General features: G+C 39.3%; 19 protein-coding genes and 4 tRNA genes. 16 read left to right on the plus strand and 7 right to left on the minus strand.

Annotated features, from left to right (window positions below; translation table 11 throughout):
• Window positions 1–51: 51 nt before the first annotated feature.
• From CRO21_RS08230 to CRO21_RS08275, 10 genes are all read left to right on the plus strand, one after another.
• Window positions 52–143, plus strand: a tRNA-Ser gene (locus CRO21_RS08230).
• A 63-nt stretch (window positions 144–206) separates the two neighbouring features.
• A tRNA-Arg gene (locus CRO21_RS08235) sits at window positions 207–283 on the plus strand.
• 40 nt (window positions 284–323) lie between these two features.
• Window positions 324–400 (plus strand) — tRNA-Arg (locus CRO21_RS08240).
• A 140-nt stretch (window positions 401–540) separates the two neighbouring features.
• The gene (locus CRO21_RS08245; protein WP_097078838.1) at window positions 541–1065 is read left to right on the plus strand and encodes a ClbS/DfsB family four-helix bundle protein; all 525 of its coding nucleotides are present in this window, start codon (window positions 541–543) and stop codon (window positions 1063–1065) included.
• Window positions 1066–1153: 88 nt separating this feature from the next.
• Window positions 1154–1230, plus strand: a tRNA-Arg gene (locus CRO21_RS08250).
• A 234-nt stretch (window positions 1231–1464) separates the two neighbouring features.
• Window positions 1465–2466, plus strand: a complete 1002-nt coding sequence (locus tag CRO21_RS08255) for an AraC family transcriptional regulator (protein ID WP_097078839.1) — start codon at window positions 1465–1467, stop codon at window positions 2464–2466.
• Between the two features lie 138 nt (window positions 2467–2604).
• Complete coding sequence (locus tag CRO21_RS08260; protein ID WP_097078840.1) at window positions 2605–3789, plus strand: methyl acetate hydrolase AcmB; 1185 nt, start codon at window positions 2605–2607, stop codon at window positions 3787–3789.
• 56 nt (window positions 3790–3845) lie between these two features.
• On the plus strand, window positions 3846–4715 hold the full coding sequence (locus CRO21_RS08265; RefSeq protein WP_097078841.1) for a transporter: 870 nt from the start codon (window positions 3846–3848) through the stop codon (window positions 4713–4715).
• A 151-nt stretch (window positions 4716–4866) separates the two neighbouring features.
• Window positions 4867–5367 (plus strand): hypothetical protein, encoded by a 501-nt coding sequence (locus CRO21_RS08270; protein WP_097078897.1) that lies wholly within the window; start codon window positions 4867–4869, stop codon window positions 5365–5367.
• A gap of 44 nt (window positions 5368–5411) precedes the next feature.
• Window positions 5412–6050: a fumarylacetoacetate hydrolase family protein gene (locus tag CRO21_RS08275; protein ID WP_097078842.1), complete on the plus strand. Its 639-nt coding sequence runs from the start codon at window positions 5412–5414 to the stop codon at window positions 6048–6050.
• Between the two features lie 47 nt (window positions 6051–6097).
• Here the strand turns inward: CRO21_RS08275 and CRO21_RS08280 are convergent, their stop codons facing one another.
• Entirely contained in the window at window positions 6098–6697 is a 600-nt protein-coding gene (locus CRO21_RS08280) for an NAD(P)H-dependent oxidoreductase (RefSeq protein WP_097078843.1), read from the minus strand.
• A gap of 100 nt (window positions 6698–6797) precedes the next feature.
• Between CRO21_RS08280 and CRO21_RS08285 the strand changes: the two genes are divergently transcribed.
• Complete coding sequence (locus tag CRO21_RS08285) at window positions 6798–7148, plus strand: winged helix-turn-helix transcriptional regulator (protein WP_097078844.1); 351 nt, start codon at window positions 6798–6800, stop codon at window positions 7146–7148.
• Between the two features lie 34 nt (window positions 7149–7182).
• On the opposite strand, the gene CRO21_RS08290 is transcribed toward CRO21_RS08285, so the two are convergent.
• Window positions 7183–8427: a YihY family inner membrane protein gene (locus tag CRO21_RS08290; protein WP_097078845.1), complete on the minus strand. Its 1245-nt coding sequence runs from the start codon at window positions 8425–8427 to the stop codon at window positions 7183–7185.
• Between the two features lie 115 nt (window positions 8428–8542).
• Between CRO21_RS08290 and wrbA the strand changes: the two genes are divergently transcribed.
• Window positions 8543–9145: an NAD(P)H:quinone oxidoreductase gene (gene wrbA, locus CRO21_RS08295; protein WP_228150392.1), complete on the plus strand. Its 603-nt coding sequence runs from the start codon at window positions 8543–8545 to the stop codon at window positions 9143–9145.
• 363 nt (window positions 9146–9508) lie between these two features.
• Here wrbA and CRO21_RS08300 read toward each other — a convergent pair whose 3' ends face one another.
• The 3 genes from CRO21_RS08300 to CRO21_RS08310 form a co-directional block, all read right to left on the minus strand.
• The gene (locus CRO21_RS08300) at window positions 9509–10087 is read right to left on the minus strand and encodes a xanthine phosphoribosyltransferase (protein ID WP_097078847.1); all 579 of its coding nucleotides are present in this window, start codon (window positions 10085–10087) and stop codon (window positions 9509–9511) included.
• A gap of 135 nt (window positions 10088–10222) precedes the next feature.
• Window positions 10223–10921, minus strand: coding sequence for a DUF3108 domain-containing protein (locus CRO21_RS08305; protein WP_097078848.1), 699 nt, complete (start codon window positions 10919–10921; stop codon window positions 10223–10225).
• 141 nt (window positions 10922–11062) lie between these two features.
• Window positions 11063–11740 (minus strand): hypothetical protein, encoded by a 678-nt coding sequence (locus tag CRO21_RS08310; RefSeq protein WP_097078849.1) that lies wholly within the window; start codon window positions 11738–11740, stop codon window positions 11063–11065.
• Between the two features lie 296 nt (window positions 11741–12036).
• Here CRO21_RS08310 and CRO21_RS08315 point away from each other — a divergent pair, with 296 nt between their 5' ends.
• From CRO21_RS08315 to CRO21_RS08325, 3 genes are all read left to right on the plus strand, one after another.
• A complete protein-coding gene (locus CRO21_RS08315) occupies window positions 12037–12846 on the plus strand; it encodes an energy transducer TonB (protein WP_097078898.1) in 810 nt (269 codons plus the stop codon).
• 215 nt (window positions 12847–13061) lie between these two features.
• Window positions 13062–13322 carry a type II toxin-antitoxin system RelB/DinJ family antitoxin gene (locus CRO21_RS08320; protein ID WP_097078850.1) on the plus strand — a complete coding sequence of 87 codons (261 nt, stop codon included), beginning with the start codon at window positions 13062–13064 and terminating at the stop codon, window positions 13320–13322.
• Complete coding sequence (locus tag CRO21_RS08325; protein WP_097078851.1) at window positions 13309–13602, plus strand: type II toxin-antitoxin system RelE/ParE family toxin; 294 nt, start codon at window positions 13309–13311, stop codon at window positions 13600–13602. Before CRO21_RS08320 ends, CRO21_RS08325 begins: the two co-directional genes overlap by 14 nt.
• 263 nt (window positions 13603–13865) lie before the next feature.
• On the opposite strand, the gene CRO21_RS08330 is transcribed toward CRO21_RS08325, so the two are convergent.
• Together CRO21_RS08330 and CRO21_RS08335 are read right to left on the minus strand one after the other, a co-directional pair.
• Window positions 13866–14159 (minus strand): type II toxin-antitoxin system RelE/ParE family toxin, encoded by a 294-nt coding sequence (locus CRO21_RS08330; RefSeq protein WP_097078852.1) that lies wholly within the window; start codon window positions 14157–14159, stop codon window positions 13866–13868.
• Complete coding sequence (locus tag CRO21_RS08335; RefSeq protein ID WP_097078899.1) at window positions 14152–14394, minus strand: type II toxin-antitoxin system ParD family antitoxin; 243 nt, start codon at window positions 14392–14394, stop codon at window positions 14152–14154. Before CRO21_RS08335 ends, CRO21_RS08330 begins: the two co-directional genes overlap by 8 nt.
• Before the next feature lie 273 nt (window positions 14395–14667).
• On the opposite strand from CRO21_RS08335, the gene CRO21_RS08340 reads away from it, so the two are divergent.
• Complete coding sequence (locus CRO21_RS08340; RefSeq protein WP_097078853.1) at window positions 14668–17961, plus strand: TonB-dependent receptor; 3294 nt, start codon at window positions 14668–14670, stop codon at window positions 17959–17961.
• The last annotated feature ends 118 nt before the right edge of the window (window positions 17962–18079 follow it).

The following is an 18079-nucleotide window of genomic DNA, read 5'->3' on the forward strand; positions in this document are numbered from 1 at the left end:
CACAAGGCTTGAAGAAAGGGGATTAAGTTTGTATTATGGCGACCTCGTTACGGTGAGATGTCCGAGTGGCCGAAGGTGCTTCCCTGCTAAGGAGGTGTGGGCTTTATCTCCCACCGAGGGTTCGAATCCCTCTCTCACCGCCACGAGATAATCCTTTTAAGGCTATACTTTAAAAAGATTAGTTGTTTAAAGATAATTTCTTTGATGCGCTCATAGCTCAGCTGGATAGAGCACTTGGCTACGAACTAAGGGGTCGGGAGTTCGAATCTCTCTGAGCGCACCACTTTACAGTGAAATTGAAGATATTAGATTTAAAATGGTTTGCGCTCATAGCTCAGCTGGATAGAGCACTTGGCTACGAACTAAGGGGTCGGGAGTTCGAATCTCTCTGAGCGCACCACTTCCTGTATAAAGGAAACAAGCAACTGCAATCCAATCGGAGCTGCGGTTTTTTTGTGTTTAAAATTTGATATTTTTAAGTGTATTGGCTATTTGCTTTATATTAATAAGAAATATTTTTTAAAATTGGAGAAAATTAAAATGGCTGTACCTGAAAAAAAACAACAACTTTTATTGGCAATTGATAAAAACTTTAATCTTCTGATGAAAAAATTGCGGCAAGTACCTCCTCAATACGCATTTTTACAGGAATTGGAGGGACATGCCAAAAATACCCGTATGAGCGTGGCACAATTGGTATCTTATTTGATTGGCTGGGGTGAACTGGTGCTGTCTTGGCATGAAAAAGAACGTCAAGGTATTCATATTGATTTCCCGGAAACAGGTTATCAATGGAATCAACTGGGATTGTTGGCACAAAAATTTTATCAGGATTATGCGGATATTACGGATTATGAGGGGCTATTACAGAAGTTGCAGCAGAATAAAGATGCATTGGTCGCATTAATAGAAAGTTTTGATGATCAACAACTTTATATGCAAACTTGGTACGGCAAATGGACACGAGGCAGAATGATCCAGTTTAATACAGCATCTCCCTATAAAAATGCTGTAGCACGTTTAAATGTATGGTTTAAGCATGGTCAATTTCTTCAAAATTATTAAGGTTGTTTAGCAATTCGGCATTTAACGATATTATAGTTAAAAAATAGCTGGTATAAAATTTTGAATCCTCTATAATGCGCCCCACGATGCGCTCATAGCTCAGCTGGATAGAGCACTTGGCTACGAACTAAGGGGTCGGGAGTTCGAATCTCTCTGAGCGCACCACTTCCTATATAAAAGGAAGCAAGCAACTGCAATCCAGTCGGAGCTGCGGTTTTTTTGTGTCCAAAATTTGATTGAATGCAAATTTCGACCAATGTTGCATTTATTTTTCTCTTATTTTTGTTTATAGATAAAAAATCATTGCTCACGATGAGTAATAGACAAAGACGTATTCATAGAGGAATATCGCAAAAAGTACAGAACATTTGTATGCGAGATTAGAATGGAGTCGGACGCATGCGGAATAATTCACTGTTAAACAATGTGCAAAATCATCTGGTTTTACAACCGTATAAACACTGTTCGGAAGATTGGGAGGAGATCAAATGGTGGTCTGATCAAATGTATATGCCCTATACAGTACAACCGATGGGTCAAGGTTTAAAACCCCAGTCCAGTATGCATTCGGTACAGGTCGGTAGTATGATTGTGACTCGTTTTAAATATGGTATTCCGGTACATATTTATGACTGGGATCAGGCGGCAGGTAATATTTTATTATTGACGACATTGGAAGGTCAGGGCAGTCATGCAGTGAATTCTTCACAATGGCAAACCACAAAAATTGGTGAATCCTTTTTAGCCGATTGCAGTCGTAATGATGACTACGCCATTAAGTTTGATCCGGATCATTTGCAATTGAATTTGACCATTCCGCATCAAAGTATTGCCGAATTGGTACTACAAAATTTTGGGCATGAAGCGCCGGATCGTTTATGGCAATGTAAAACGTTTTTTGGTGGGGAAGGTTCAAGTTGGCTGGCATTATTAGGTTATCTGATGCAAAGCATTGCAGAGATTCCATCGGCACAGTTAACTCAGCGTGCCGGAGAGCATTTACAGCAGATGGTGAGTCTGCATATTTTAAATGAATGGGCAGTAAGGGCAAAAATAGATTTAACGCAAAAAGAAACAATTACACCGAAATATATTGAACGTGCCGAGCAATACATGCGGGAATATCTGCATTACAGTCCGACCATTGCCGAAGTAGCACAGGCAGTTGGGGTAAGTATCCGCACATTATCCGCAGGATTTAAAAAATATCGGCAGAGAACAGCCAGTGAAACCATTCGTGAAATGCGTTTGCAACAGGTTCGCCAGCAATTATTAAATGCAGAGAAGACACAAAATGTTGCCGAGATTGCCCATGGCTGCGGCTATATCAATCTGGGCGATTTTGCCCGACAATACCGTTTGCGATATGGTGAATTACCATCACAAACTTTAAAAAAATAATCAGTTGAAAAATATTTGCCGATTACCGATAAGGTTTGCCGATTTGCGGTAGCATTTTCAATGACCATTTCCTTACACTCAATCCAGATATCGGAGATATCCAGCAATTGATTGAGCCATATGGAATGGAGTATTGAAATGAAACAACAATTACAGCAAGCACTTGATCCTATCTTAAACCACATTACACAGGAAGATCATCCTGTTGCCGGAGTCGTTGCCGGGGTGATTGATCGCGATGAAGTATTGTATTTGAATCATGCCGGTGAGCGTGATTGTTCTACCCATAGTGCGATGACCGATGACAGTGTTTTTGCAATTTTCTCGACCACCAAAGCCATTACCACCACAGTTGCATTGCAGCAATATGAAAAAGGTTTACTGGATCTGGATGCGCCAGCCAGAGAATATGTACCGGAAATTGGTGAACTCCAAGTGCTCGAAGGATTTGATGCACAGGGCAAGCAAATCTTAAGAAAACCCAAACATGAAATTAGTACCCGTATGCTATTGTTGCATACGGCAGGGTTTGGCTATGATTTTTTTAACGAGAAATATTTAAAACTCACTTCCGAGCAGAATTATCCCAGCATTATTTCTGCGACAAAAGCATCTATCCAGACCCCATTGTTATTTGATCCCGGTACACAATGGGAATATGGCACCAATCTGGACTGGGCCGGTCTGATTACCGAAGCCGTAGGACAAAAACGTCTGGGTCAACTAATGCAGGAGCAGATCTTTGATCCCCTTGCCATGAATGATACCGCTTTTACCCTGACGCCAAGTATGCAGCAGCGGCGTGTCAGTATGCATCATCGTTTGCCGGATGGGATCTTGAGTGCTGATCCGGAGTTTATTTTGCCACAAGAACCGGAAATCCATATGGGCGGGCATGGCTTATACTCGACTGTCAGTGACTATCTAAAATTTATTCAAATGTGGCTGAATCGTGGCACGGTCAATGGCAAACAAATCTTGCAGGAAAGTACCATTGAACTGGCATTAAAAAATGGTCTGGGTGAGATCGCCATGAAAAATCTGCCGGGTGTTATTCCAACTTTGTCTAATGATGTGGTGATGTATCCAGAGGCGAAACAAGGCTGGACATTGGGTTTTATGATCAATGAGACAGCAACCCATTCCGGTCGTCCGGCAGGCACGATTGGCTGGTGCGGTTTGGCCAATCTATATTACTGGATTGATATTCAAAATAATATTGGCGGTTATTTTGCTACGCAGACCCTACCGTTTCTGGATGCCACAGCATATAACGGATTTTTGCAATTTGAACAGGCCGTAAATCGTATCGTCCAGCAGTAAAAAATAAATATTTAGCAATGATCAGTGAGATCAGTCGTTTGCACAAAGGAATGAACATGAAGAAATTAAATAATGTGGCATTAAGCCTGATGAGTCTATGTACAATCACCATGTCGGCACATGCAGTTGATGTCGATGCCGGTGATTATGATTATGCGCCAAGTGGGGTAAATCTCGGCATTCTTTATTACCAACATGCCACACGCGATGCGATTTATGCAGGAAGCGATAGAGTCGCGGGCAATCCTGAATTGACTTCAGATATTGGCATTGCCCGATATGTACATTATATGGATGTTGCAGGTGTACATATTGCACCACAAATTCTTGTCCCCTTTGGTCGTCTGGATGCAGGCAAGGATATCGCTGCATTAGGTAGTAGTAGCGGTATTGGTGATATTATTTTAGCCAATACATTTTTTGTCTATCATGATCCGCAATCCAGCACCACAGTAGGAATTACCCCTTATCTGTATTTACCCACCGGACAATATAATAAAAATGATGCTTTAAATCTGGGAGAGAATCGCTATAAGTTGATCTTACAAGGCGCCTATACCACCAAACTGAATCCACAACTTGCATGGGATGCGATTGCTGATGTCACGTTCTATGGAAAAAATGATGACATTGCTGGCGGTGGTGATTTAAAACAGGATATGGGCTATCAGTTACAAACCAATTTACGTTATAAAATAACCGATAAAGTGGATATACGCGGTGGCCTATCCTATGCTGATGCCGGGGATAGTAAACTCAATGGTATAGAATCGGACAGTAATACACAAAGCAAGTTCTGGATTGGTACAGGGATTAATCCGACTGCCAGTACACAATTGATCGTTAATTATGGTCAGGACTTTAAAGTGGAAAATGGCTTTAAGGAAGATAACCGGATTAACTTGCGCTTTATGAAAGTTTTTTAAACGCTGTTTAAAATATAATTCTCCTTAAAGAGAGGCTTCTTGTTCAGATCATGACAAGAAGCTTTTTTAATGACCAGCATCAAGGTTTCCTCTTGTCATCACTCCCGCCATACAGTAAGGTTAAGCCAAATTTTTAATGCATGTGATTACAATGACAGACATCGCACCAAGTTTTAGTTGCCGTTATCATTTAAGTCTGGAAGAGGCCAAAGAAGGCTTTGCGCTAGCAACATTCGGCAAGAAAAAATTTGCCCGTTATATTACGCCACTGATTAGTATTGCCATTATTATTTGGGGCATAACTTTGGGAATGACTGGCGTAGGCAAGTTTTATGTGGTGTTAGGGGCATCTTTTCTCGTCTTGCAGTTGGTTCTACGTTTTATCTTCTTGCCGAAAATGTTTTCAAGGCAATATACCAAATATAAATTTGGTGAAATGGAACAAGGGATCGATTTATATCAAAATCATGGGATATTAATTGCCGCAGGACGCCAGCAGAATTTTAACTATAGTGATGTGGTAAAGTTTATGGTTGGTAAAGTGAGTTATCTGATTGAGCTCAAAGACAAGACCGTGGTGATCTTATCTAAAGATGCGGTTGCAAAAACAGGTCAGCAGGCATTTTTTGAATCAGCATTTCATCAACGTTGAAATAACAAAGTCTGCTTTAATATAAAACACAAGGAGTCATCATGATGTCTGTTCAACCGTCAAAAATCGTCTGTGTTGGGCGTAATTATGCCGATCATGCCAAAGAATTAGGCAATGCCATTCCAGATTCTCCGGTACTTTTTATCAAGCCACCAAGCAGTCTAATTTCCCTGACAGACGGGATTGAATGGAATCAGGCATTGGGTGAATGTCATTTTGAATGCGAATTATGTTTGCGTATTGATCAGCCATTATCCAAACAAAATGATCCACAATTGGCATTGCAGGCTGTTGGTGCAGTGACACTGGGATTGGATCTGACTTTGCGTGATTTACAAAATACTTTAAAAAATAAAGGACAACCCTGGGAACGTGCCAAAGCTTTTGATGGTGCTTGTGTGCTTGCAGACTGGGTGGATGTCAGTGAGATTACCGACTGGCAAAATATCGAGTTTAGTTTTGCTCAAAATGGTCAAATCAAACAACAGAGTTTTACGCATGATATGCTGTTTGATGTGGCAACTTTATTGGTGGATATCAGTCAAAGTTTTAGCCTACAGGTCGGTGATGTGATTATGACCGGTACGCCAAAAGGTGTTGCTGCATTACATCCCAAAGATCAACTGCTACTGAGCTTAAAAACACAAAAAGCTTCGCATCAGTGGCAAACCTTTTGTAAATAAAATATAAACTTGATTTTTTCGATCCAGAAAGTATTTGTTTTATCAATTCAAATACTTTTTATATATTCATCTACGGGTAAGTGTGTTTCTGCGGGTAAAAACTTTTGTAAATATACAAGGTAGTCCTGAAAACCTTGTTCCAGTTTTATCGTATTTAGTTTCTGTTGGGCAATATCCGGGCTAATTTCCGTACCATAAAATGCAAAAAAAGACTGATAATCTGCATTAATATAACCAAAAGTTACTTCAAAAGGACGCAAAATTTCTGCAAGAGAATAATGGTAGCGACCTGCTTTTGAATAATCTTCTTCTCGAATTCCTGTTGAAACAGCTAAACCCACTTTTTTATTGAATAATTTTTTGCCTTGAGAACCATATGCCCAGCCATTACGTAACACCTGATCTAACCAACTTTTTAATAAAGGTGGACAATTAAACCAGTAGATGGGAAATTGTAAAACAATGCTATGATGTTGTTCAATTAATCGTTGTTCGGCAACAATATCAATTTTGCCATGAGGATAAATCTTATCAATATGATGCAAGGTAAACTGTTCAGGATAAGACTGTAATGCCTTAATCCATGTTTGATTGATAATAGAGTTTTCAATATCTGGATGAGCGATAATGATTAAAGTTTTATGCATGAAAAAAAACTCTGAAATTGATTAATTTTAGATTATCGAAATCAAAGCTCTTTGAGTAGTACGGTAAATGAGGTAAGCACTTACCTGAAGGTTAGTATAGATGCAAAATGAATTCATATGTAGTATTACAGATGTAGAGTTAAAAAATACACCTTTTGGTTATACTTTATCTCTTATTCAGGGTAAATATAAAATGATTATATTATATTGGTTAAATGAAAATAATGGCGTCATGCGATTTAATGCATTACAGCGAAAGATCGGAAATATATCTTATAAAACCTTAAGTAATACATTAAAAGAACTGGAGCAAGATCATTTGGTTTTACGCAAAGAATATGTACAAATTCCGCCAAAAGTAGAATATATCATGACAGCCCGTGGACTGTCATTAATACCTATTCTGGATATGATGTGTAATTGGGGTAAAGCACATCAAAATAAGGATTGAATATTGGAGATGATTCAATCCATTCGGTAGATATTTATTTTGTTTCAAAAATACGGGAAAGTGGCATAGACAATTTTGCCGATAAATATTCATCGGTTTCGGCAAGCGCTGGCCCCAGAACTTGCATCCACTCATCATCAGGATGGATATTGCCCAGATCTTTGCGATGTGGCAACTGGAAAGGCAGTGCAGTAGCAAAACTCCAGAAATCCACCTGACTTAAATTGCGAATAAGTACATATTCATTTTTATCGGTTTCGGCAATCAGCTTTTGCTTCTCCAGTAATTCAATATAATACGGCCAGCGACCAATTTCACTGCGGCCTAGAATATCCAGTGCTTCTTTATCTGATACCGATTCACCGATTTTTTGTTTTTTATAAAACAGTTCCAAAATATCTAATAACATCACAATCGGATGACGGGTAATGGTGGTTTTTGAGCTAAATGCGGTAATACCATAACTAATTTCTACACCCAGTAAAATGACATTCCAGGAAATAAAAATCCATAACAGGAAAATTGGAATTGCTGCAAATGCACCATAGACCAGTTGATAACTGGTAAAGTTACTCATGATAAAACCAAACAGGTTTTTCAGTAATTCAAATACGATACCGCTAAATATACCTGCAATAAATGCCGAGCGAATTGGCACACTACGATTGGGAATAGTCCAATATAACAAGCTAAAGCCCAGACAGGTAAGGAAGAAGGAAACTGAGCGCAGCACAAAGGCAAAATCCAGTTCATAACCGCCAATCGTATTGCTGAGTAAGTTGATTGAGGTGACGGTAGAAGAAAGCACAAATGCGGTGCCGAGGATAATGGGCCCCAAGGAAATAATGGTCCAGTAACGCATAAAGCCAATAATACCACCACGTGATTGGCGTACTCGCCAGATCCGGTTGAAGGCTTCTTCAATACTCGATAGCATCATCACTGTAGTGACAAACAGAAAAAGTATCCCGATAATGGTTAAATTACTGGAGTTGGCGGTAAATGAATTAAGCGCTTGATCAAAAGCAATCGAGGTTTTAGGTAAAAAGTTGTTATAAATCCATTCCTGTAATTGCTGGCGCGCAGGTTCCAGTGCCTTAATCGAAGAGATGATCACCAGAAAAACTGTGAGCATCGGAACCACTGCAAATAGGGTGGTATAGGTCAACGATCCGGCAAGTTCACGGCAACGATCAGCTTCAAAGCGACGAAAGATAAAAATAATAAATTGAACCCATTGCTGTTCCAAAATAGGCGAAGCTTTCAATTTTTCTAGCATAAATTCATTTCCCCATGAAAATTTAGCAGTGAATGGCAAGCATGCTTTTATCAGATTTGGCGTAACACTTAAAACTTTGTATGATGTGTTGTAAATCGATTATAAAGCTTTGAAAATGATGCAATGTTATATTTTGGTTCTATATTACAGTAAATATGGTAGCACACGAGAACTGGCACATTTGATTGCCGAGGGTATTGAAAATACAGGCTGTGCAGTCAAGATCCGCACCGTACCAGAAATCTATCCGTCAGTACAGCAGGTAGAACCGAGTATCCCTGCCGAAGGCGATTTGTATTGTACATTACAAGACTTACAAAACTGTGCGGGCTTGGCATTGGGTAGTCCCACACGTTTTGGCAATATGGCCAGTCAAATGAAATATTTCTGGGATCAAACCACCAGTCTTTGGTTAAGTGGCGCTTTACAGGATAAACCTGCGTGCGTATTCACCTCGACCGGTTCGATGCATGGTGGGCAGGAAACGACCTTACTGAGCATGTATCCGCCACTATTACATCATGGCATGTTGATCATGGGTCTAAGCAACGCAGAACCGGCATTATCTAACACCCGAACTGGCGGCACGCCCTATGGTGTCAGTCATGTGAGTGGGCCACGCCATGATCAGGGTTTATCTGAAGATGAAAAGCGTTTGTGCATCGTACAGGGTGAACGTTTGGCGAAGCTTGTGATGAAAATTAATGAGAAACTGTAGGGCAAGTTAAACTAACGTGAATTCGGGATAAGATGAGGAGAAGAAATTCGTTTCGTAGCAGCGTCCGCTGCTTGTACGAGGTCAGCAGATTATCTGCAAGATAATGTTTTTCAATCAATTTGTTTTTTAGCGGTATTTGACCGAGTTTGCAGCGGATAAATGGTTTTGCCTACTTTTCCCGAAAGAAAAGTAGGTCGAACCGAAGGTTTATCCTAAAATATGCCTAATTTTGTAAGACTCTGTCGTGATTCTTTCGTTAAAATTAATTTTATTCATACAAAACAAAGATTCTTATCCCGAACTGACGTTAAAGTATTCATAGCAATAATCATGTCATGAATTTAAGCAAGCCCTGATGCGGGATTATTTTTCGATAATAAAGGAAACTTTGCCGTCTGTCAGAGAGGCAACCCGAGCCAGCGATTCGACTTTAAAGCCTTTTTCATCCAGCAATTTACGACCAGTCTGGAATGATTTTTCGATCACGATACCAATTCCACAAACGGTTGCATTGGCTTGAGAAATTAAATCTACCAGTGCTAGTGCAGCATGTCCATTGGCTAAAAAGTCATCAATGATCAGTACTTTATCTTCGACATGTAAATATTTGTTGGAAATGGCAATGGTACTTTCAGTCTGTTTGGTGAATGAAAATACTTTTGAGCGATATAAGTCGTCTTTTAAAGTCAAAGACTGATATTTTCGTGCAAAGATCACAGGTACGCCTAGAACCAATCCAGTCATGACCGCTGGCGCAATGCCTGATGCTTCGATGGTAATGATTTTAGTGATACCAGCATCTTTAAAGCGTTCTGCAAATTCGACACCAATCTGCCGCATTAATTCCGGATCAATTTGATGGTTTAAAAAAGCATCAACTTTTAAAACCTGTTCAGAAAGAACAATACCTTCACTTAGTATTTTTTGTTGAAGTGCGTACACAGGAGAATCCTCTAAGACGGATGCTTTTTCGGGATTGTTAACATCTTGTGAGGAAAAAGTTAACAGTCCCTAAGCAAAGGCATATTTTAAAAAGTAGATTTTAAAAAGCAAGCCGCAAAAGAGAAATATTCACTGTTAATGTGCTTTTAACAATAAGCCATAGGATTGATCACCATCTTGATGTGTTACTTTCACAGGTAGATAATCCAGACTTGGTGCCAGCCAGAAAATGGTGTTTTTATTGGCACGATCATGTTTTAAACGAATTTTAACTGTATCATAGCTTTTCCCATCGGCAGCTTTGATCTTTTCTGAACCTTCCTTCACAAAATGCCGTGCTTCGACTTCTTTATAATCGGCAATCAGATAGCTGGATTTTAAACCACCTTGTTTGAGATCTTCACGCACTTGTAATTCGGCATTTAAATCATCCAGTACGCCATTTTGCCAAGTTAACACGCGTGATGTGCCTTTACGACTGGTCTGGATTTGTTTTTGTTGTGGTTTGAAATTCATATTGACCACATCATTATGTACCAGAATTTTGGTTTGACGCTGATAACTGACAGATTGGATTTGTCCCTGACTAAAGCCAAACTTACTGGTCTCAGTGGCACTGCCAATCACTGGAATTCTGGAACTAAATTGATATTGCCATAGATTGCCTTGCTGACTGAGTTTACGTGTCGCATCGCCCATGGTTTTATTGCCGTAGGTGAATTGATAGGTTGCCGAAAAAGGTGTCAAGGCATGGCTTGCTGCGGCAAAAGTGAAGCTTGCTGCGGTAAAGGTCGTCAATGCAAATGTCCGCATTGCAGCAGAAAAGGTCTTCATAAAGTGCCTCTCAAATATAATTGTTTGCTTTACTAGAGCTCAGCTTAAGAAGCGTGCATACAAATTACGATGGGATAAATGTATCGAAATGTGTGCGAAGTATTAAAATGTGAAGAAAACATCTGGTGAGTCCGAAACCCGCTAATCTTTAATCGGACTGATCGTGGTTTTACCATCGTCTTCCAGTTCAAAATCATCAAAGATATTGTCCTGTTTGTCCCGATTGAATATCCCGTCCAGATTGACATTGGCAAGCAGTACCAGTTCGGTTTCTTTTAAAATGCCATGATTGATATGCACCTTACGCAAAGTCCGCATTACGCTTTCTATATCGCCTAGCCAGCGATTTAGATCAAGATAAAGCAAGCCGTGTTTGACCTGCACAATATTATAATGCTGCAAGATTGGCCCTAAAGGATCTTTATCCAGTACTTTTTGAAATACGAATAAGGCAAAATTTGCGCCTAATTTTTTATACATTTTATCAAAGCGGGCTTCGATCACCTGAGTTTTGCTGATTTGTTCAAAGACAACCAGTTGAGTTCCCTTATTGAACTCCATTTGTACCAGTTTTAAATCAACAGAAAGTGCAGCATAGATACCGACGACATCGACAGTGGCATACAGTCTTAACCAGTCGTCATAGACATCGGCATGCAAGTCTTTGAGTAAATCGACATTGTCGGTAACATACTTTTTGAAGGTGGCATTGAGTAGATTTTGTGAAACCGAAAAGTCTCTTTCTTCTTCGATTAAATCTTCTGCACGTTGATAAAGTTGCTGGACAGATGATGTGATTTTAGAAAAAATACGCGACATACTGGCTCACTATAAAATAAGGTTGGCTGATTGCAATGATCGCAGGTTTATATGCTATGCAGTTTGCTTTAATATAGATTGTGCTTAAAATACGTTTTTTATACAAGTGATCAAAAAGCGCTAATAAAACATGTATAAATCAACATGCAGTACGATTATACGTGTAAATCAATTGATTTCAATGTATCTAGGGGTAGGGATACTTGGCAGAACAGTCAAAGCAGGACTATTTACAGTTTTTACAGGCATCCGTGGTCAGCAAACACTGGTGGAAAGATCCTGTTTTTCTTGTGGCAATGATGATTGCAGTCCTTTTGCATCTTGCAATTCTGAGTATTCAGTTTATCTCCGGTTCATCTTCGCCGATGTCGACCAAAGATGTGACTATCGCTGTACATTTGAATAACGATAAAGTTGAAGATGCGGACTTTTTGGCACAAAAAGATCAAAAAGGCGATGGCGAACTGAAGCAAAAGCATAGCAAAACAACACCTATTCCGGTAACTGCACCAGACAGTTCCATGGGCGAACAACAACAGGAAATGCTGGAGCAATTGTCCCAGAAAAAAGCACTGGATTTTCAGGAAAGAATGTTGATGACCACATTAAGTTGGCAGAAACAGAGTCAGGATGAAGAACGTAAAAAAACACAGGATCAACTTGAAAGTCAACGCCAATCTCGTGCAGCCATGATCGCCAGTATCGAAGCACAGTTTGCACAGCGTCAGCAAATGTATGCCAAGAAACAAAAAGTGAAAACTGTGACAGATATTCAATCCAAACAGGATGCTTCGGCAGCCTATCTGGATCGTTTCCGTCAGAAAGTGGAACTGTTTGGTAATCGCTATTATCCGGATGCCGCAAAGCAACAAGGTTTGTCGGGTGATGTCCGTCTGATGGTTATTCTCAATGCACAAGGGGGAATACGTGCGATCCGCTTGCTGGAAAGCTCAGGACATCCGATTCTGGATGAAGCAGCAAAAGCATCGGTACGCCGGGCCATGCCATTTGGAAAGTTTGATGTTGGTATGAAAGATATTAGTGAACTACGGATTGTACGGACATGGCGTTTTGATGCAAAAGATTCGATGTTTAATGTGCAGTAGTAAAATTCCTGAACTTTGCACTGTATACCTGAGATGCGACTAAAGCATCGCAAGGCAGGAATGACGGAGTAATTCCAAGCATATTCCTTTTCCAGATATGAACGATGAAAACCAAAAGAACGTAGCTTTTGAGGTAAATTTTTCTTACCAAATGACTAACTCGAACGATTTTTTTTGATGTATGATTAACGTTGTTAATCATAGGAGAGTAGAACATGGCAGCAAATGCACTCGTCACCACTCGAATCAATGAAAATATTAAACATGAAGCAACAGAAGTTTTGGCAACGATGGGACTGACTGTATCTGATGCTGTCCGTTTAATGCTGACCAAAATTGCTAAAGAAAAAGCTTTACCATTTGAAATCTGGCAGCCGAATGCTGAGACCATAGCAGCCATACAAGAGGATCTGAGCGATGCCCCTGCATTTGAATCTGTAGATGATTTAGTGGCAAGTTTAAATGCGGACGATTAAATACACCACGGTCTTTAAAAAAGATTTCAAGCGAGAAAAGAAAGGGCAACATCGTAATACGGTACAAACCGAGTTAGAAACGGTTTTAAAGTTGTTACAGGCGGATTTGCCCTTACCAGAGAAATATCGAGATCATGCTTTATCCGGCAATTGGAAAGAGTATCGAGATTGTCATATTACGCCTGATTTAGTGCTAATCTATAAGAAGAATGAGGAAGGCGAACTCCTTATTTTACAGCTTATAAGGTTGGGAAGTCATAGTGAATTAGGCATTGCCTAGTTTTAACCTAACGAAGTAACTTTAGTTGTCATACTCTGAGCCATATATTGCGCGAGGAGCATCAAGAGCCAATGTAACTTGAATTAAATTCTAACCGCAGTTAAAAAGGCAGATTGATTTAATAAAGCCTAGAATGGGTGAACTTTGCACTGGATTCCTGAGATGCGACTAAAGCATCGTAAGGCAGGAATGACGGCGTAATTCTAGTCGCCATCGTCATGCCGGACTTGATCCGGCCTCCAGAGCTAAGATGACCGAAATGGTTATAGGTCAAAAAAGTATTTCATCGGTTGCATTTGTTGATGAAGTATCCTAATGATAAAAATACCATATTTCTGTGGACGGTAAAAAATAGCATGTTGATTGTGATCATGACGACGTATATTAAGCCCTATATCAGGACATTCGTGTCCCATTAGTGGGGCACTGGTCAAAAGATTAAAAATATTTTCTAAATTGTCAGTGTACTTATCGGCTTGAATAACACCAAATTTAAGCAATGTATATTCATAAATTGCTGCAAAATCTTCCGCAGCCAAATTAGATAGTTTATACATTGTGCTTGCGTTTCACTTGGGCAGCTATATCTTTTAAAGTAAGAGAACTTTCTCCACTTTCGTCACCGGCTTCAATTGCTTTTTTTAAGGCTATTGCTTGATTCTCCTGATGTTCTAATAATCTCAAAGCGGATCGCATGACTTCACTCGTTGAACCATATCGTCCAGATTCAATGAGTGTTTTGACAAATTCATCCAATTGTTGGCCGATAGTTACACTCGTTGTTCTAGCCATAAGAATTTCTCTGTGTATGAATAGATAACACAATGCTAACATGTATATTAAATTGAGATCAATTAAAGAACTCTCAAGTATGACGAAGTGGTAAGGTATGCCACACACACGACTCTGAATTAAAAGTAAAAAAACAAGATCGTGTAATTTCTCTAAATTTTTATGTAATTTTTTTGCGTAATTTTTTTATCTCATTCGTCATATTAAGTATAAACCAAGGATTTTTTCTTTATCGCTTTGGTTAATGATTATCATTTATTGCTGGAATGGGGCATGAGCACTTTTTTTAAAAAACCGAAACAATTGATTTTTAAACAGTTGAGTATCAGTATCTCACTTGCAATCGCATCTTCTGTGTTGGTTTTGCCTACACATGCGGCAGATAGCTCAACAGCAATAAATTACCAGATTCAACAAGGGAGTTTGACGGATGCGCTAAATGCAGTGGCACAGCGGGGCAATGTTAGCTTGCTATTAGATACCGCTAAAACCAATACTTATCAAGTTGAGGCTCTATCTGGGCAATATACAGTCGATCAGGCTTTACAGGCATTATTAAGCAATACGCCATTTCAGATCCATAAAACACCGGCGGGCTATATTGTGCAGGAAGCACCAGCCGGTGCTGTACAACAAAATAGCACGACAAATCCTGTTTTAGCGCAAGCAAATCAAACTGCCGAGAATAATAACAATATTACAGAACAGCAAGAGATTCAGCGCATACAACAAGAAGCAGTACAGCTTGCACCTTTAACCGTATATGGTGATAAAGACCGTGATACCCAAGGCTATGATGATGTTTATGATAAAAACTACAGTACTGTCTATGCCGGTAAGGATTTAATCGAACGTTTTAAAGGCACCACACCCTCGGATTTATTTAAGGGCATGTCCAATGTCTATAGTGGTGATGCTCGTAACAGTGGCGCACTTGATCCGAATATCCGGGGGATGCAAGGACAAGGTCGTGTACCTGTAACCATTGATGGCACAGAGCAATCTTTAACCGTATGGCGTGGATATGGTGGTGCTAATAGCCGTAGTTATATTGATCCAAATTTGATTAGTTCGATTGCGGTGGTAAAAGGTGCTTCTCTAGACAGCGAAGTAAAAACCGGGATTGCCGGTGGGGTAGCAGCAACCACCTTGCAGATCGATGATATTGTACGACCAGGACAAAAATATGGCGCAGAAATAAAAATAGAAGGTGCCACCAATAGCGTTAAAGAACGAGTACCAACGTCTTATACCGGACAGGACTATCGAGATGTACTAGATACACTTGGTATGGATAGCTGGAGCGTAACTGGATTCAATGATCCATTAAGTATGATAACGCCTAAAAGCAGTGATGATAATAAACTAAGTAACTGGGATGACAAGGCATTACGAATTGCAGTGGGAACTAAGCAGGAGTATTTTGATCTATTGGCAGCCTATGCTTACCGTAGCCGGGGCAATTATTTTGCTGGTAAAAAGGGCAGTGATTTTTATACTACTGATGATGGTACACGTCGAGATATTAGTAGTAGTACTGGTTTAGTACCCTATATGGCGACGGTATATGTTCCTGGTGGGGAAGTGACCAATACCTCGAACTGGATGGAATCTTATTTACTAAAAGGAACTTGGCGCCCCACCGATGATCAGGCATTACAATTGACCTATCGGGATAGTACTACCATCTATGGTGAAATCATGCCATCTCGAATTAGTTTATCTGATGATGGATTGTTACCACAATGGCCCTTAAGTAAAGTAGATACCAAAGCTTATAGTTTGGAGTATAAATATAATCCAGAAGATAATCGCTGGATTAATTTAAAACTCAACCTTTGGCAGAATGATACTGTTTCTGAAACCTATACTACAGGTGGGTTTATTAACTATGTCAAATTGGATGGTATCTACACTTATTGTCATCCAGATACAGCGAATTTAACCGCGACACAGGTTGCAACGTATGCTCTTTTATGTCGTACTTATCAGGCGAGAGGATATGATCGGGATTTAAATAATTCTTATATTTTAAAAAATACGGCTTATAGCTATGCCGAGAATACTCGTAAAGGTGCAAGCCTTAGCAATAAGTTTGAATTATTATCTAATTTGGGATTAACAGTTGGTGCAGATTTAACTCGTGAAAAACTGGAAACAACTGATGAATATGTCAATGATAGTACCGGAGCCGGTGCAGGATATCGTTCATTACCACGTGCAGGTAGACGCTCAGAAAATCAATACTGGTTTAATTTTGACTGGCAACCAACCTCATGGTTAAGCCTGACTGCCGGGGCAAAATCTACCTCTTATTGGTCATTTGATGATTATTTAAATGAGTCGACAGGCGGCACTTCAACCATTATTAAAGAAATTGGTAAAGATTTAAGTTATACTGTTGATGTCGATAATTATACACAAGAAATGTATGATACAGAATATAACTATTATACAGGAATGATGGAAAAATACCCTGGTGTTTCGACTTATAGATCTAGGCGAAATGAGCTAGCTAATAAGTTGGGAACATCGACAACTGTAACATATCATTATAATTGGTATGCAGATCCGGTTACCGGTAAATATAGTGCAGAAAATAATCCTTTACTTAATGGTACTATTGATATTAGTAATGAAAATATTACAACCAATGTAAATGGTGGCCCTACAATGGGTTATAGCTCAATTACGGAAACCGTTACGGAACAAGTTAAAAAGGAAAAAGATCGGACAAACTGGGCGCCATCATTTTCTGCTGCGTTTAAACTTAATCAAAACAATCGGTTTTATATTAATTATAGCGAAGCTTATCGCCTTCCAAGTCTGTTTGAAACTACCTTGGGTTTTTCTGCTTCGCAATCTGGTTACGATCTGGAACCGGAACATGCACATAACTGGGAATTGGCCTATGTCTATAATCTCAAAGAGCGATTAAAGTTGGAAAAGGGACAAGCTGATATCAAACTGGCTTATTTCCGTAATAAAACTGAAAATGTAATTGAACGAAATTATATATTGGTATTTTCTAATGTAGATCAGCAAAAGATTGCCGGTTTTGAACTTTCCGGTCGTTATGATAATGGCAAGTATTTTGGTGATTTATCTTTAGTTTGGAACAAACAAAATCAGGTTTGTGATGAAACATCTGTATTGTTAAATAGTTATAATGCATTGGGTTATACCAAAGCTGCTAGTAATTGTGTTGATTATGGTTTTTCTGCTGGTTACTTAATAAATATGGCTTTGCCGGAATATCAGGCGAATTTAACCCTAGGTACCCGTCTATTTGATCAAAAGCTGGAATTAGGCACGCGTATTACTTATTTTGAAGGTTTTAAAAATCCTTATATTGGAGTGACAAATGCAGCATGGTTTAATGCACCATTGCAATGGGATGATACTTGGGTAGTGGATGCCTATGCTAATTATAAATATAACGATCATTTAAGTTTGGACTTTGTTGGCACTAATCTAGGCAACCGCTATTATCTCGATCCGATTAGTCGATCTGCTGTTCCGGCACCGGGACGTACCTTTAAACTTGCGCTTACTTATACTTTTTAATGGAGCATAGCTTATCGAAAATAGAGATATCATTGTAATATATTAGAATTATTGCTGTATTAATCTTATTATTGATTGATAATAAGCTGTTGCATTTTATTCTAAATTTTTTATTATA

This window comes from Acinetobacter puyangensis (assembly GCF_900096995.1).
GTDB classification, from domain to species: Bacteria; Pseudomonadota; Gammaproteobacteria; order Pseudomonadales; family Moraxellaceae; genus Acinetobacter; species Acinetobacter puyangensis.

Excerpts from the sequence above, each read along its gene's own strand:
- CRO21_RS08245 (WP_097078838.1), top strand. The coding sequence starts at position 541 with ATGGCTGTACCTGAAAAAAAACAACAACTTTTATTGGCAATTGATAAA.
- CRO21_RS08255 (WP_097078839.1), top strand. The coding sequence starts at position 1,465 with ATGCGGAATAATTCACTGTTAAACAATGTGCAAAATCATCTGGTTTTA.
- CRO21_RS08260 (WP_097078840.1), top strand. The coding sequence starts at position 2,605 with ATGAAACAACAATTACAGCAAGCACTTGATCCTATCTTAAACCACATT.
- CRO21_RS08265 (WP_097078841.1), top strand. The coding sequence starts at position 3,846 with ATGAAGAAATTAAATAATGTGGCATTAAGCCTGATGAGTCTATGTACA.
- CRO21_RS08270 (WP_097078897.1), top strand. The coding sequence starts at position 4,867 with ATGACAGACATCGCACCAAGTTTTAGTTGCCGTTATCATTTAAGTCTG.
- CRO21_RS08275 (WP_097078842.1), top strand. The coding sequence starts at position 5,412 with ATGTCTGTTCAACCGTCAAAAATCGTCTGTGTTGGGCGTAATTATGCC.
- CRO21_RS08280 (WP_097078843.1), bottom strand. The coding sequence starts at position 6,697 with ATGCATAAAACTTTAATCATTATCGCTCATCCAGATATTGAAAACTCT.
- CRO21_RS08285 (WP_097078844.1), top strand. The coding sequence starts at position 6,798 with ATGCAAAATGAATTCATATGTAGTATTACAGATGTAGAGTTAAAAAAT.
- CRO21_RS08290 (WP_097078845.1), bottom strand. The coding sequence starts at position 8,427 with ATGCTAGAAAAATTGAAAGCTTCGCCTATTTTGGAACAGCAATGGGTT.
- wrbA (WP_228150392.1), top strand. The coding sequence starts at position 8,543 with ATGATGCAATGTTATATTTTGGTTCTATATTACAGTAAATATGGTAGC.
- CRO21_RS08305 (WP_097078848.1), bottom strand. The coding sequence starts at position 10,921 with ATGAAGACCTTTTCTGCTGCAATGCGGACATTTGCATTGACGACCTTT.
- CRO21_RS08310 (WP_097078849.1), bottom strand. The coding sequence starts at position 11,740 with ATGTCGCGTATTTTTTCTAAAATCACATCATCTGTCCAGCAACTTTAT.
- CRO21_RS08315 (WP_097078898.1), top strand. The coding sequence starts at position 12,037 with ATGATGATTGCAGTCCTTTTGCATCTTGCAATTCTGAGTATTCAGTTT.
- CRO21_RS08320 (WP_097078850.1), top strand. The coding sequence starts at position 13,062 with ATGGCAGCAAATGCACTCGTCACCACTCGAATCAATGAAAATATTAAA.
- CRO21_RS08325 (WP_097078851.1), top strand. The coding sequence starts at position 13,309 with ATGCGGACGATTAAATACACCACGGTCTTTAAAAAAGATTTCAAGCGA.
- CRO21_RS08330 (WP_097078852.1), bottom strand. The coding sequence starts at position 14,159 with ATGTATAAACTATCTAATTTGGCTGCGGAAGATTTTGCAGCAATTTAT.
- CRO21_RS08335 (WP_097078899.1), bottom strand. The coding sequence starts at position 14,394 with ATGGCTAGAACAACGAGTGTAACTATCGGCCAACAATTGGATGAATTT.
- CRO21_RS08340 (WP_097078853.1), top strand. The coding sequence starts at position 14,668 with ATGAGCACTTTTTTTAAAAAACCGAAACAATTGATTTTTAAACAGTTG.